The organism is Butyricimonas faecalis (genome assembly GCF_003991565.1).
In the GTDB taxonomy this organism is placed as follows: domain Bacteria; phylum Bacteroidota; class Bacteroidia; order Bacteroidales; family Marinifilaceae; genus Butyricimonas; species Butyricimonas faecalis.
This window is the reverse complement of record NZ_CP032819.1, coordinates 2,482,320-2,496,077: the sequence shown is the minus strand read 5'-3', so window position 1 is coordinate 2,496,077 and position 13,758 is coordinate 2,482,320. Positions and strand designations below refer to the sequence as shown.

Genomic DNA, 13,758 nt, shown 5'->3' with positions numbered 1-13,758 from the left:
AAGCCAGTTTATTTTTTACATTCCAATAATCAAATTTTTCCCTTGAACCTCTATTTTTAAATCCGAGCTTTTCTCGAACATCTCGATGAATGTACCGATATTCTTGAAACGACTTAAATCACCGGAGAAGTGTAGATTTTTAGCTCTTTCGTGCGTATAGAAAACATGGATGTCATACCATCTTTCAAGTTGGTTCATGATATCTTCCAGTCTCATTTCTTGGAATAAAAACATACCGTTTTTCCAAGAGGTGGCATATCGCATATCTACAGTCTTAATTTCTGTTTGCCCGTTGGCGTTTATGGTAATCTGTTGGTTCGGGGTCAAGATAAGTTGCTTCCCATCAGGTAAACAATAGGCGATTTTCCCGTTGACAAGAGTGGTCACGGCTTCCCGGCTTTTGGGGTAATTGTTCACGTTGAATTCTGTTCCAAGAACACGAATATCACCTTTGTCGGTTTTTACGATAAAAGGAGTGTCCGTGTGGTTTACCTCAAAATATGCTTCTCCGGATATAGTTACTTCCCGTACCGAATCGGCGAAATTGACGGGATATTCTAGCCGGGAATCGGAGTTTAACCATACTTTTGTTCCGTCGGATAAGGTTAGGAAAAATTCTCCACCCCGTGGAATTACTAATGTGTTGTAGATAATTCCCGTCGGGACTTGGGCTGATGGGGTATAATGTAAACCTGTTGTGTCGATTTGGATGATGGTCCCGTCTTGCCTTATTATTTGCCTGGAATCCCGATTTAATTTTACTTTTTGTCCATCGTGCGTGATTAGTAATGCTTGTTGCTTCCCGGGATGTATATCAGTAAAATACATTTCGTTACCATATTGAGGGGTATTTTGTTTTTGCCAAATATACAAGAATGTTCCCGAGCCGATTAGAAGCAAAAGAATGCAGGCAATCTTGAGATAGGAGGATATGATTACTTTTTTCGAGGTAACAATATTTTTATGGTATGCTTTGAGATAGTCAAACCGTTCTTGTTCCTCTATCCTTTTGTGAAGATACTGATCGTCTGATAATTTTCGAGCAAGATCTTTCAAACTAGAATCCTCGCATGGGATTTCTTCCTCCTTGTTTAGGAGTTGTCGAAATAGCCATTCGGACTTATCAAATAAAGAGTTCCATTTCATGATATAATCTTTTGTTGTCAATTATATCCGAAAAGTGGTTTGGCGGGTGACAGTAGTTATGAAAATTATTTGTGGTTCTGGGTTATTTCAAGATTTCCAGTAACACGAGTAGGCTGAAATAATGCTTCAAGTTTGCTTTTAAAAACGCGTATGCTCTTTTTTTCTGGGTTTTTACCGTGTTGATACTTATTCCTAATCGCTGGGCAATTTCTTGAACAGATAATCCTTCGAGGCTTAATTGTAATATTATTTTTCGTTGATCGGGCAGAAGGGCTATCACAGCCCGGAGTTGACGAATGACGTCTTCTTCTACCGCCATGTAAAAGAGATCATCTTCGACTTCTGATAGTGTTAAACTCCATTCTGATTTTCGTTTGTCTTCAACTTTTTTGTCCCGGATGTATTTTAATGTATTATTGTAAATGGATTTGTATAAATAGGATGTCAGTATTTTAATGTCTTGGAAATACAAATCCGATTTCCAGACCATAATCAAACATTCTTGAACGATGTCTTCTGCGACACTTGCTTCGTTTATAATAGAAGAAGAGTAATTACATAATGCTCCGTAATAAAAACGATATAGTTCCTTCCAGGCACGGGGATCTTTATTGTTTATTCCTTGTATAAATTTATCGAATTTTATCATGATGATGGGAGCTTTGATTCACAAAAAAAGCAAAAAATAGTTGAAATAACAAAGTACAATCATATAAATGACTGTACTTTGTTATTTCAACTATTTTCTAAATCTGTTCTGTCAGATACTTTTCCAGTTTTCCGGAAGATGCTTTAGGAAGATGTGATTCCACGATTTTCCCGTCTGGGGTAATTAGTATAAATTGATACATAGTTTCGGAGTTGTAATGATAATTTTTCAAGAATTCTTTTTCATTCTTCAAGAAAAAGTGTTTCCCTATTTGAATATCTTGGTTCCTGATCGCTTTTTTCCATTCGTCAGGTTTTGGTTCAATGGATAAATTTATCCATTGAATGTTTTTTTCTTCCAATAGGGGGATTAATTTTTTCAGGTGAGAAAATTCAACCATACAGGGATAGACGTTTTGCCAAATATAGAGGCAAACGTATTGGTTTTTGAAGTCCTTTAACGAGAATTCTTTACCCGTGGAATCTTGGGCATGGAAATCTATCGCTTTGTTGCCCGGGGCAATTCTGGCCCAACTGTCATAAATTTGTTCGTAACGAGATAAGAGTTTATTGTCGGTAAGTTTTTCCTGCGTGAATTTATTTAGTTCATCGATTTGTTTTATTCCATTATTCTGCACGTATTCATTTGCCCAAAGGGAGATAAATCCTTGTTTCACGTCTTCTTGTTTGAAGTTTTGGTCAAGGTAATACATTTGTTCCAAGATTTTTTCGTAGTATGTTGTCGTATTTTTTCCCTCTTGAGAGGCAAGGGTAGCACAAGCTAGTGCGACAAATGTCCTGTATTCATTTAAATTCAGGTAATCTTTGTCCTCTTCAATCCAGTTTTTAATGGTTGTGTAATAATCATCTCTGATTTTTTCTAAGTCTTCCCCACCATGGACTTTTGGATAATTTAGAAGAGCCGGGGCGAATGAATACTTTATGCGGGCACGTTCGAGTTTTATAAATTTCTCACTTTCATTTTTCAATGTGTTTTCGCAGCTGTCCAATAGGCGACTATTCTCTATTATTTTCTCTTTTAAGACGGATTCGAATTCGGGGAATTGCAGGGAATAAATGTTGCGATTGTAAGGTGTTGTTTTTTGGCGGGACAGGTATTCGGTGATTCTCGGGTGATCTCCGGTAATTTCTAAAGATTCTTTCATACTTTTCCCGTCAAATGTAAGATGGATATGGTCTCCTTGTTTCGCATAAATCCGTTTGCGTTCACTAAATCCATTGTGTAGGGTTATATACGCTGCATCCATATTATGTATGACATATTCGCCATGTTTATTCGAGTCGAAATTAACGAGTTGAATATCATAGTCCGTTGTTGATATTGCCAGGCCGATCGACGGTAATTCATGAACATCAATGGAAATCTTTATACTGTCTTCTGAAGAAGATGGGGTAGCACAAGAAACTAGTGCGAATAACAAAATCGTTAAGAAGCATTTCATGTTTTGGGTATTAATTAAATGGTTTTTCAATATACTAATCCCAAAAAATGTTCAAGGGTGACAGAAATGAAAGAATATTTTTTCAATAAAGAAATTCGCCAGAGAGGATATATCTTTGGCGAATTTCTCTTTAATATAAAATACCACAAAGGGATATTCTGTTTTCTAGTTATAATAATTGATGTTTGTATAAATATTCCGCAATTTGTACGGCATTTGTGGCAGCTCCCTTGCGCAGGTTGTCGGAAACAACCCACAAGTTAAGGCTGTTGGGTTGTGAGAAATCCCGACGGATACGGCCCACGAAAACCTCGTCTTTCTCGTTTGCGGTGATGGCCATCGGGTAGAGATTCCGGGCAGGATCGTCTTGTACGACAATGCCTTCCGAGTGAGCTAAAAGCTCCCGAAGTTCGTTTAGGTCATAGTCTTGCTTGAATTCGATGTTTACACTCTCGGAATGGCCGCCCATGACGGGAACCCGTACGGCAGTGGCGGTTACTTTTATCGTGTCGTCGCCTAATATTTTGCATGTTTCGTTAACCAGTTTCATTTCTTCTTTCGTGTACCCGTTGTCGGTGAATGAATCACAGTGGGGCAGGCAATTCCGGTCAATCTGATGGGCGTATGCTTTTTTCACTTCTCGACCTTCCCGTTCGCCTTCAAGCTGATTGATCCCTTTCAGCCCGCTTCCGGTCACGGATTGGTACGTGGACACAACCACCCGTTTAATTCCGTATCTCTTGTGGAGGGGAGCCAAGGCTACCAGCATCTGTATAGTAGAACAGTTCGGGTTGGCAATGATCTTGTCTTCTTTAGTTAATACATGCGCATTGATCTCGGGGATTACCAGTTTCTTGGTCGGGTCCATTCGCCAAGCTGACGAATTGTCTACCACGGTGGTACCGACTGCGGCGAATTGTGGTGCCCATTCCAGTGAAGTGTCTCCTCCGGCAGAGAAAATAGCAAGTTGAGGCTTCATACTGATTGCGTCCCGCATACCCATGACTTTGTAGTTTTTTCCTTTGAAGGATATTTCTTTACCTACCGAACGCTCGCTGGCTACCGGCATTAACTCTGTTACCGGGAAGTTTCTTTCTTCCAGAACCTGCAACATTTTTCTTCCAACTAATCCTGTTGCTCCTACTACTGCTACTTTCATTGCGTGTAATTTGATTTAATGATCACATACCTTTCTGGTATTGGGTTATAATTAACGCCTCAAAAATAGTGAATAAGCCTTGCTTGAGCAATAGGACTGTGTTATTTTTTCAACAAGCATCCAGCACGTTAAATTTTCAACAAAACGGGTGCCGTTGAAATCTAAAATCATTGAATCGAATGATCCATTCCTCTCTTGAGAATCATCTCCTTGTCTTCTTTCTTCAAGCCCACCTCGTAGTAGTTCACGGGTTGATCGTGATCACCCAGGTACATGCGCGGTCTTCTGACAAATTCGGGATTAACCAATGAATAGGAGGCATCGAAATAAGGCGTATTGATTTCTGCCATTTCCAACAGGGTATGGAAAATAGAGGCATTTGATGAAATCGGGGCGTTACTGTTATAACGGGCCACTTCGAACTTCTCTGGTCGAGCCTTGATATAATTATCCGAAAACCACATCAAGAATGGAATATGTATTTGATAGTAGGTCGGGATGGGCGAGGCGTGCAAGAATCTCTTCCGGTTGTCATCCAACAAATCTTCCCCGTGGTCGGGCGAGTAGATCATGGTAGCATCAGCCCCCGAGTTCTTTAATATCCCGATGAGGCTGTGCAGGAAATAATCCGTGTACAAAATACTATTGTCATAAGCATTAATCAGTTGGTCTTTGTTCTTATACTCGACTTCCGTGGCATTTGCCGGTTGGAACCGGGCAAACTCTTCCGGGTAACGTTCTTTATAATTAAAATGCGAGCCATAGGAATGGAATACGACAAAGAGATTTTCTTGCAATGAATCCACGTATTGTTGCAGCAGGGGAAGCATTTCTCCGTCAAATTTGTTGACCGTGATCAGTCCCCCGTCAGCCTGTGGACGCACGTTGACATGAATATCTGCTTCTTCGGCAAAGTAATCGGTGAATGACCGGTTGGGAGTTTGATTCGACAGGAATATAGTTTTAAATCCGGCTTCCTTGAATGCCGTCACGATACTTTTATGCGTGTACAAGAATTCGTAGTGACATGCATCGGCGGCAGATAGAATAAGGGGTACACTCTTGTGCGTGGTATTGGATTGCGTCAGGGCATCCTTGTATAATACCAAATTGTCTTCTGTCTTTAACAACGGATTGGTTTCCCTGTGATATCCCCACAGGTTCCAATTTTCGGCTCTTCCGGCTTCTCCGATGACCAGTACGTAGATCTCCCGACGTTGGTGAACGGAGTCTCTGGAAGCTTCGAACGTGAAATCCTTGGAAGTAATCGGATAGTTCATGCTACGGTTCCATTTCACGCAGGCATAATATAAATTGTACATCACGTTTGCCGGGTATATATCTGTTTTTACCTCGTAGGAATTGTCCCTGTGTTTTTCAAAAGCAACAAGCCCGGAGCCGACAATGAAGAAAATAATACCCCATGTGATCATCTGTTTTCGGAATACTGCCGTGCGTTTTACCTTGTGATGTACGGCAATGGAAGCCAGCACAATGACCGGAATATACAGAACGCACACGATAATGATGGAGGGCCATATGTTTCCCAATAGCTCTCCAGCCTCGGAAGCGTTCGTGGTTGGCAGGTTCAAGAACATATCGACAGCGATCACCGATTCCCCGAAAAGATAGAACAATACAAGTTGAAAAGCATGTAGAACAAGTACTGGGATAAGTATCAATTGCATGATTCCTGCCCTCTTGAATAGGGAAAAGAGAATCATGTATATGCTTAACGGTACTAAAATTAGGATCAGTTTGCCTAATCCGGAGAGAGGTTCCGTGAACAACAAACAAAAGTTCGGGACTAAATTCAATGCGATAAAGAGCCAGAATAATAATTTTGGCTTTTTCACGAAATTCACGATCCCCCTAGAAAGCTTCGTTAATACCGAAGTAGAATGCGCTGACACCTTTACCGAATCCATAATCTAATCTTACGTTTACTCTGTTTTTAAATTCCCAACGATAACCTATCCCGTACGTGGGTAAGGTTTGCTTCCATTTGAATTTGTCCATGTCCGGGAACACGTTTCCCGCACCCCCCCATACCACCATCCCATGGCGGTTATATATTTTTTGACGATATTCCACCTGAAACTGAATCAAGTCGTTATCCCTGTATCGCCCCTCGTAGTATCCTCTCATGCTATACGCCCCCCCCATGAGAGCCACCATGCTCCACGGGGTATCTCCGTAGTTGAATATACCTTGAACCTGGGAGGCCAGAATCGCCCCTTTCCACATCCTTTGGTAATATCTGAAATCTATGCTCGTGCGTTTGAAATCATAGTCGTTCCCCAAAAATCCGGGAAAGAATTGTTGCTCGAATTGGGCGAAGAAACCTTTTGCCGGGTTGGGAATAAAATCTCTCGAATCGTAGGAGATTACTAGCCCCGGGCCGAATGAGACAACATTTTTCTTTTCCCCGTTAAGGAATGAAATATCGTCAAAGTCTTTCACGGCAACATTTCGGAACATGAGATTCACTCCGGCGTATAAATTGGGGGCGAGTCGACACAGAAAATCTACTTTTACTTGTTGCTCAAGCCTTTTGTAATCCGTGTAATGATCTTTGTCTTTGGCGTTATCGTAACCGATTCCCCAATATTGGCTGGGAAAGGAGAAAAAATACATGTTAATATTTGCCCGGAAACGATCTTTCGGGAAAATGGTATTCCCCCGGATACCCAGCAGGTAGAATCCCGTGGTTGTGATATCTCCGTAGAGAGAAATATTCGACGGGGAGATGGATTTATCTTCACGGTCAATGCGGTATAATCCGGATGCAACCACACCGAGTCCCAGCTTCGTATCGCTTGAAAAGTGCGGTCCCCCGATAACCGAAAAGTCGAATTTCTTTTCTTCGTGTACCTTGTTCGATTGTTGAAAATAGCGGTAAAAACGGTGAAAGAAACCATCTTTCAACGTGTCGGTCGTATTCTTCAACGAATCTCTCGTCGTGAGATTCTCCGCCATGGAGCCATGAAACGGGATAAACAAAAGAATACACAATGACAAAGCATATATTGTCCGTCGAACCATATAATTGATTTGTATAACGTTTATAATCATTCATCTTGCGCTTCTTTATACGCAATATCTATGCCAATTGTTTGCCGGGACGAATAATCATTAAGGAAAAATAAGGATAATCTTTTTGTGAAATATTCTCGTAATCTGTTGAATGTAACTCGTTTATTGTTCCCACGTTTTCGTAGTAGTGGAACTCGTGCTGACGGTTTGCCTGCATGAAACGATGTATCTCTTCCGTGCATTGTGATAGTTTCATAATCACGACAACAACATGGCCGTCGGTGAGGAGTGTAGCCAGTTCTTCTGCCGTGACAATTCCCGGTAGGACAACGAGTTTTTCTTCCTGTTTCACGATGTGGAGCCCGGAAATAGCTCCAGCTGCGATAAAGGCCGGAACTCCCGCGATCGTGGAAACCGGGAGCCCCATGCCGGCGAGCTTGTCAAACATATAATTCACGGAAGAGTAGAATCCGGAGTCCCCTTCAGCCGTAATAGCTACGTTTTTACCTGTGGCAACAAGGTCAGCTATCTCTGTACAGATGACATCATACGCTTGATTGGCTAACGTGCGGTCCTTGGACATGGGCACGTGGAAAAGCCGCACCCGATCCATCTTGATCGGTAATGCTTCTAGGATATCTCGTGCTCGGGATTTTGCCTGCGTCCCCGGACAATATATAACATCCGCTTCTTGTAAAGCTTTCAATGCCTTCAACGTGATCAGTTCCGGTTCTCCCGGCCCCAATGAAACTCCTGATATGTTGCCTGTCATCTTTAATTTGTCAGTTATGAGATTTTGTTGAATTCCAGATTTAAACTCCCTCCCGGCTTCGCCGTACTCCCTCTATAAACAGAGGGAGAGTTGGAGGGGTTAAGTAATGAGTTTTATCAACCCCTTGTCACCCCCTTCCCTTTGCAAAAGTCGCTAAAAAAGGGATAGCCTCAAAATAATATTCCTATATTTGCAGGCGTCTTGGTGCTTTCATGTTGAAAGAAAAGGGAATCCGGTGAAATTCCGGAGCTGTCCCCGCAGCTGTAAAGTCATTTTCCGTCGTATGGGCGGATCTTTTCATAAGACCACTGGTGAAACCGGGAAGGGGAAAAGATGACAAGCCAGAAAACCTGCCAGTTGACGCGATGAATTAATACTTTCGGAGGAAAAGAGATGAATGTAGTACGTTTTTTTTATCTTTTATGTGTTTGTAGTGTTCTCCTTTGTTGCAAATCGGCTTCGCGCAAGCAATCATCGGGAGATCCAAAAACGAGTGAGGGAATCGATACCGTTTCCCGGATTTCCATTAAATACGCTAAGGGCTTTTGGTTGGAAGAACGTGACGGGTGCGTGGTGTTAAATATCAAAGACCCGCAGGAAAGCAGTCACACTCATTACCAATATGCTTTGATACCGAGGGGCGTGAATATACAACCCCCGGAGAATATGCCGGTGGTGCAATTGCCCGTGAGGAGTGCCATTTGCATGACTTCATTGCAGTTGTCTAACTTTATCAAACTGGGAGCCACAGATCGGGTCGTGGGAATCACGAGTACCCGTTTCTTATTTAACCCCGAAATGCAGAAAAGAGTGGAGGAGGGGAAGACTCTCCGCATCGGTATCGAAGGGAATTTTGACAACGAGGTCATCATGAGTATCAATCCCGACTTGATGCTGATTTCCCCCTTTAAGCGCGGGGGATATGATGCCGTGAAGGACATAGGCATCCCGCTGGTTCCCCATTTGGGTTACAAGGAGATGACACCGCTGGGGCAGGCGGAGTGGATCAAGTTCGTGGGATTACTCCTGGGTATGGAAGATGTGGCTAACCGGGAGTTCGACCGCATCGAGCAACGCTATAATTCTTTGAAAGCGATGGTGGGTGAGGTGAAACGTCGCCCCGTTGTGTTCAGTGGCGAATTGCGGGGAGGAGTATGGTATGCCGTGGGTGGCCGAAGCTTTTTGGCACAATTGTTTCATGATGCGGGAGCGGATTATTTCTTGAAGGATGATCCCCGCTCAGGAGGTGTGACCCTCGATTTCGAGACCGTGTACAATCAAGCGGAAAGTGCCGACTACTGGCGTATAGCGAATAGCTTTGCCGGAGAATATTGTTATGATGCCCTGAAAGCACAAGATGAACGTTACGCAGATTTTAAGGCATTCAAGGAGAAACACGTGATTTATTGTAACATGAGGCAGAAACCGTTTTACGAGAGTATGCCTGCCGAACCAGAGATCGTTCTGGCGGATATGATCAAGGTGTTTCACCCGGAAATCCTTCCCGACCACGAACCGGTTTACTACGACATTTTAAAGAAATAATCTGATGAAGAGAGGTAAATATACGATACTCATTCTTGTGATCACGGCATCCATCATCGTATTCCTGTTATTGAACCTACTGTTGGGATCGGTGTCCATCCCGTTTGCTTCCGTTTGGAATATCTTGACGGGAGGTGAAGGCGATCCGGTCGCTTGGCAGAATATTATTCTGAAGTCTCGCCTACCACAAGCTTTGACGGCTTTGGTAGCAGGGGCCGGGTTATCGATTAGCGGTTTGCAAATGCAGACCATCTTTCGCAACCCGTTGGCCGGACCCTCCGTACTGGGAATCAGTTCTGGGGCAAGCCTCGGTGTCGCGTTCGTGGTGCTGCTTTCCGGACAATTGGGGGGTGTGGCATTGAGCCGCCTCGGTTTTATCGGCGAGGTCGCCCTGTCGATTGCGGCCATTGCGGGTGCATTATCGGTGATGGGATTGATTGTTCTTGCCTCCCGGAAAGTGGCGGGTAGTGTGACTTTGTTGATTATCGGGGTGATGATCGGGTACATTGCCAACGCGGTAATCGGGGTGTTGAAATTTTTTAGCGTGGAAGAGGACATAAAGGCGTACGTGATCTGGGGATTGGGAAGTTTCGCCCGGGTATTGGGTAACCAGATGATGTTGTTTGTCACGATCATGGCCGTTATCATACCGCTATCCTTTTTGTTGATCAAACCCTTGAACTTATTGATGTTGGGTGACGGTTACGCCCGCAACCTGGGGTTGAACATCCACCGGGCCCGAGTATGGGTAATTACTTGTGCCGGGGTATTGACGGCTATCGTAACGGCATATTGCGGACCTATTATCTTTCTGGGGCTGGCAGTACCACATCTGTGTCGTGCTATTTTTCAAACATCCGATCACCGGATTCTGATGCCGACAGCCATGCTCGTCGGTGCTTCACTGGCGTTACTTTGTAACTTGATTGCCCGTTTGCCGGGATTTGAGGGGGCATTGCCCGTGAATTCGGTGACGGCACTCGTCGGTGCTCCTGTTGTGGCCTCGGTATTATTTGGCAAGAGAAAACGAAAAGATGCTGTTGAATTTTAGATTTGTCGTAAATCATACATCGTAATGGAGAACAAGAAACAGGCGACCATCCGGTTAAAGAATTTAGCTATCGGTTACAAGGCGAAAAACAACACGAAAGTGGTGGCCAGTGGCCTTTGTACGGAGATTAATAGCGGGGAACTCACTTGTCTGCTGGGAGCGAACGGGGTCGGGAAGTCCACCTTGTTGCGTACCTTGTCGGCATTTCAGCCGAAATTGGAAGGGGCGATCTACATCATGGACCGGGAGATCGAGACATATTCTGATAAAGAGTTGTCTCGCACGATCGGAGTGGTGCTGACGGAGAAATGTGATGTTCGGAACATGACGGCCCGGGAGTTGATCGGGATGGGGCGTAGTCCTTACACGGGCTTCTGGGGCACGTTGCGCGGGGAAGACCGGGAAATTGTTGAACGGTCAATCGCTCTCGTGAAAATAGAGAACCTGGCAGATCGCATGGTTCACACGCTCAGTGACGGGGAACGCCAAAAAGTGATGATTGCCAAAGCGCTGGCCCAGCAAACACCCGTGATCTTTCTCGATGAACCGACGGCATTCTTGGATTTTCCAAGCAAGGTGGAGATCATGCAATTACTCCATCAGTTGACACGTGAAACGGGTAAGACCATTTTCCTCTCTACTCACGATTTGGAACTAGCTCTGCAGATTGCCGATAAAATCTGGCTCATGGATCGTCAACATGGCATCACGATCGGCACGCCGGAAGATTTGGCATTGGAGGGGCATTTAAGCGGATTCTTCGCTCGCAAGGGGATTGTTTTCGATATGGAGACAGGATTGTTCCGCGTGGAAAATCAATATTCATCCCAAGTTCAGCTTGTGGGTCATGGTCAAAAGTACGCCATGGCTCGGAAAGCCTTACAGCGTAATGGTATTCTGGCCAATCGTAACGTGGTATCGGACATATGTGTGGAAACAGGCAACCTGGCCACTCCGGGATTCGGCATATGTCGTGATGGAAAAGTTGTAATCGAGGCAAAAACTATTGAAGAACTTTTAGAGCAGTTGAAGGTATTATTTTGAACCACCTCACCAGCTTCCCCTTATACCGGGGAGAGGGTTATTGCGGACTATGTTCGGGCACCAGTATGATATCCAGGTCAGCGTGGGGAAGTTGCGGACGGCAGACGGCCAGACAACGATCGACGAGCCGGGTGAAGAATGCCGGGGTGTCGGCAAAAATTTCCCACAGCTCGCGGGCTAGGGTGATTCCGGCAACCTTGGCGATATTTTCTGGGGGACAGTGGCTCTCGGTGGCCAGGGCGGTGATAAAATCCCGGTTCATGACGACGTTGCGGCTGTGGGTGTCCAAGTGCCCCTCGGCAAGTTTGACTGCTTTGCCAATCATGATTCCCATGGTGACACGGGTGATGCCTTCCTCTTCGGCCAGGCGGAGAGTCTCTCCGATGTAATTGCCGTAGTGAATGAACGCTTGTGGCGGGAGATCAGGGAAGCGGGTGCGAAGGTAGTTTTCACTTTTTGCCCCGGAATTAATCACAATGTCAGTACATCCGAGAGCCCGTGCGACTTGTATTTCTTTACGGATGGAGTTGACAAAAGCCTCCGAGGAGAAGGGACGGACGATGCCGGAAGTACCGATGATGGAGATTCCCCCGATAATGCCTAGCTTGGGGTTGAATGTTTTTTGTGCCAGTTCGCTACCTCCCGGTACGGATATGCGGACGGCGACGCCGGAATGAAGCCCGTGTGAGTGAAGCAATTGCTTTACCTCGTTAGTGATCATGCGGCGGGGAGTTTGGTTAATGGCGGGTTCCCCGACGGGTATGCCGATGCCGGGTAAAGTAACGGTGCCAACGCCCTCGCCGGGAAGAAAGTGTACGCCGGGAGCATCGGTCAGGGAAACGGTGGAAAGGATCGTGTAGCCGTTCGTGACGTCGGGATCGTCTCCCGCATCTTTGGTCACCCCGCACGTGCAATCGGAGTCAGTAATGACACAAGTGCTGACGGGAAGTGTGACCGTTTCGCCATCGGGCAGGGCGATCGTGGCGGAGTTCTGTATTTCTTGCGTGAGAAGTCCAAGCAATGCCGCCCGGGTGGCTGCGGTAGCACATGAGCCGGTGGTAAAACCGCTGCGGAGAGGATAGAATCCCGGCAGAAGTCGCTCGACTCGGTAACGCAAGCTGTGTTCGCCGTTCACGGTGTAAAAACTGTCGGGGAGGGGTGGGCGACGGATCACGATGACGGGGATGCCGAGCTGGTGGGCGGCGTCGATCTTTTCCTCGTAGTACCCGGATTCCCCGCTTTCTTTGGTGAGAATGGCCCCGGGATGCAGTTGGCGAAACAAAGCCAGTTCATCCTGTCCTTCGTGCCAGAAAAGGAGATTTTTTTCGGGAAATCCAGCTTGTCGGGCAAGGGTACGGGAGTCTTCCCTGTCCAATACTCGGAAGTGACAGGGGTGTTTTTCCCAGTAACGGCGTAATTTACCGATGGTTTGCACTCCGCTCAAGGCTAATAAATGGTTTATTTCATGTGATTCGAGGTAGTCGATAGCGTCGTCGAAGGTATCGCACCACACGAGCGTTTCGTCTCGCGGCGGGTAACGGCGTTCAAGACGGATGACGGGGATATCCAATTGTTCGGAAACGGAGGCCACGGTGGCATGAAGCAGAGAAGCGAAGGGATGGGCAGCGTCGATGATGAGACGGATGTTGTGGGTCATGCAGAATTCGAGCATGGTGTTGCGGTCCATGCCCCCGGTCACGCGGGTTCCGTGTTTGCATTCGATTTGCTGGGCGTTGCCGCGGGTTGAGTAATAATAGGGACTGCCTGCCTCGTCGAGTACTTTTGCGGCTGTTCTGCCTTCTGTTGTTCCACCGAAAATGATGATCATGCTAATTTTAGATTTAATGATTTTGACTACCCCCTCTAACTTCCCCTACACAGAGGGAGAGTTGAG

General features: G+C 45.4%; 11 protein-coding genes and 1 riboswitch. Of the genes, 3 read left to right on the top strand and 8 right to left on the bottom strand.

All coding sequences use genetic code 11. The features are described 5' to 3' along the window. Nucleotides 1-15: 15 nt before the first annotated feature. The 7 genes from D8S85_RS10885 to cobI all read right to left on the bottom strand — a co-directional run bounded on the left by D8S85_RS10885 (nt 16) and on the right by cobI (nt 8,224). Nucleotides 16-1,146: a FecR family protein gene (locus D8S85_RS10885; RefSeq protein ID WP_127075056.1), complete on the bottom strand. Its 1,131-nt coding sequence runs from the start codon at nt 1,144-1,146 to the stop codon at nt 16-18. Nucleotides 1,147-1,228: 82 nt separating this feature from the next. Continuing rightward, nucleotides 1,229-1,795: an RNA polymerase sigma factor gene (locus D8S85_RS10880; protein WP_106480732.1), complete on the bottom strand. Its 567-nt coding sequence runs from the start codon at nt 1,793-1,795 to the stop codon at nt 1,229-1,231. A 97-nt stretch (nt 1,796-1,892) separates the two neighbouring features. Then, nucleotides 1,893-3,257 (bottom strand): peroxiredoxin family protein, encoded by a 1,365-nt coding sequence (locus D8S85_RS10875; RefSeq protein ID WP_127075055.1) that lies wholly within the window; start codon nt 3,255-3,257, stop codon nt 1,893-1,895. Between the two features lie 169 nt (nt 3,258-3,426). Then, nucleotides 3,427-4,416, bottom strand: a complete 990-nt coding sequence (locus tag D8S85_RS10870) for an aspartate-semialdehyde dehydrogenase (RefSeq protein WP_106480730.1) — start codon at nt 4,414-4,416, stop codon at nt 3,427-3,429. 167 nt (nt 4,417-4,583) lie between these two features. After that, nucleotides 4,584-6,344 carry a lipid A phosphoethanolamine transferase gene (locus D8S85_RS10865; protein WP_106480729.1) on the bottom strand — a complete coding sequence of 587 codons (1,761 nt, stop codon included), beginning with the start codon at nt 6,342-6,344 and terminating at the stop codon, nt 4,584-4,586. Continuing rightward, on the bottom strand, nt 6,289-7,461 hold the full coding sequence (locus D8S85_RS10860) for a BamA/TamA family outer membrane protein (protein ID WP_106625076.1): 1,173 nt from the start codon (nt 7,459-7,461) through the stop codon (nt 6,289-6,291). Before D8S85_RS10860 ends, D8S85_RS10865 begins: the two co-directional genes overlap by 56 nt. 58 nt (nt 7,462-7,519) lie before the next feature. Next, a complete protein-coding gene (gene cobI / locus D8S85_RS10855) occupies nt 7,520-8,224 on the bottom strand; it encodes a precorrin-2 C(20)-methyltransferase (RefSeq protein ID WP_127075054.1) in 705 nt (234 codons plus the stop codon). Between the two features lie 185 nt (nt 8,225-8,409). Continuing rightward, a riboswitch (cobalamin riboswitch) is annotated at nt 8,410-8,596 on the top strand. Between the two features lie 21 nt (nt 8,597-8,617). Between cobI and D8S85_RS10850 the strand changes: the two genes are divergently transcribed. The 3 genes from D8S85_RS10850 to D8S85_RS10840 are packed head-to-tail and all read left to right on the top strand — an operon-like array spanning nt 8,618 to nt 11,864. Next, nucleotides 8,618-9,769: an ABC transporter substrate-binding protein gene (locus tag D8S85_RS10850; protein ID WP_106480727.1), complete on the top strand. Its 1,152-nt coding sequence runs from the start codon at nt 8,618-8,620 to the stop codon at nt 9,767-9,769. A gap of 4 nt (nt 9,770-9,773) precedes the next feature. Further along, nucleotides 9,774-10,820, top strand: a complete 1,047-nt coding sequence (locus D8S85_RS10845; RefSeq protein WP_127075053.1) for an iron ABC transporter permease — start codon at nt 9,774-9,776, stop codon at nt 10,818-10,820. A gap of 24 nt (nt 10,821-10,844) precedes the next feature. Further along, entirely contained in the window at nt 10,845-11,864 is a 1,020-nt protein-coding gene (locus tag D8S85_RS10840) for an ABC transporter ATP-binding protein (RefSeq protein WP_106480725.1), read from the top strand. A 37-nt stretch (nt 11,865-11,901) separates the two neighbouring features. On the opposite strand, the gene cbiD is transcribed toward D8S85_RS10840, so the two are convergent. Next, nucleotides 11,902-13,692, bottom strand: a complete 1,791-nt coding sequence (cbiD, locus tag D8S85_RS10835) for a cobalt-precorrin-5B (C(1))-methyltransferase CbiD (RefSeq protein WP_106480724.1) — start codon at nt 13,690-13,692, stop codon at nt 11,902-11,904. Between the last annotated feature and the right edge of the window lie 66 nt (nt 13,693-13,758).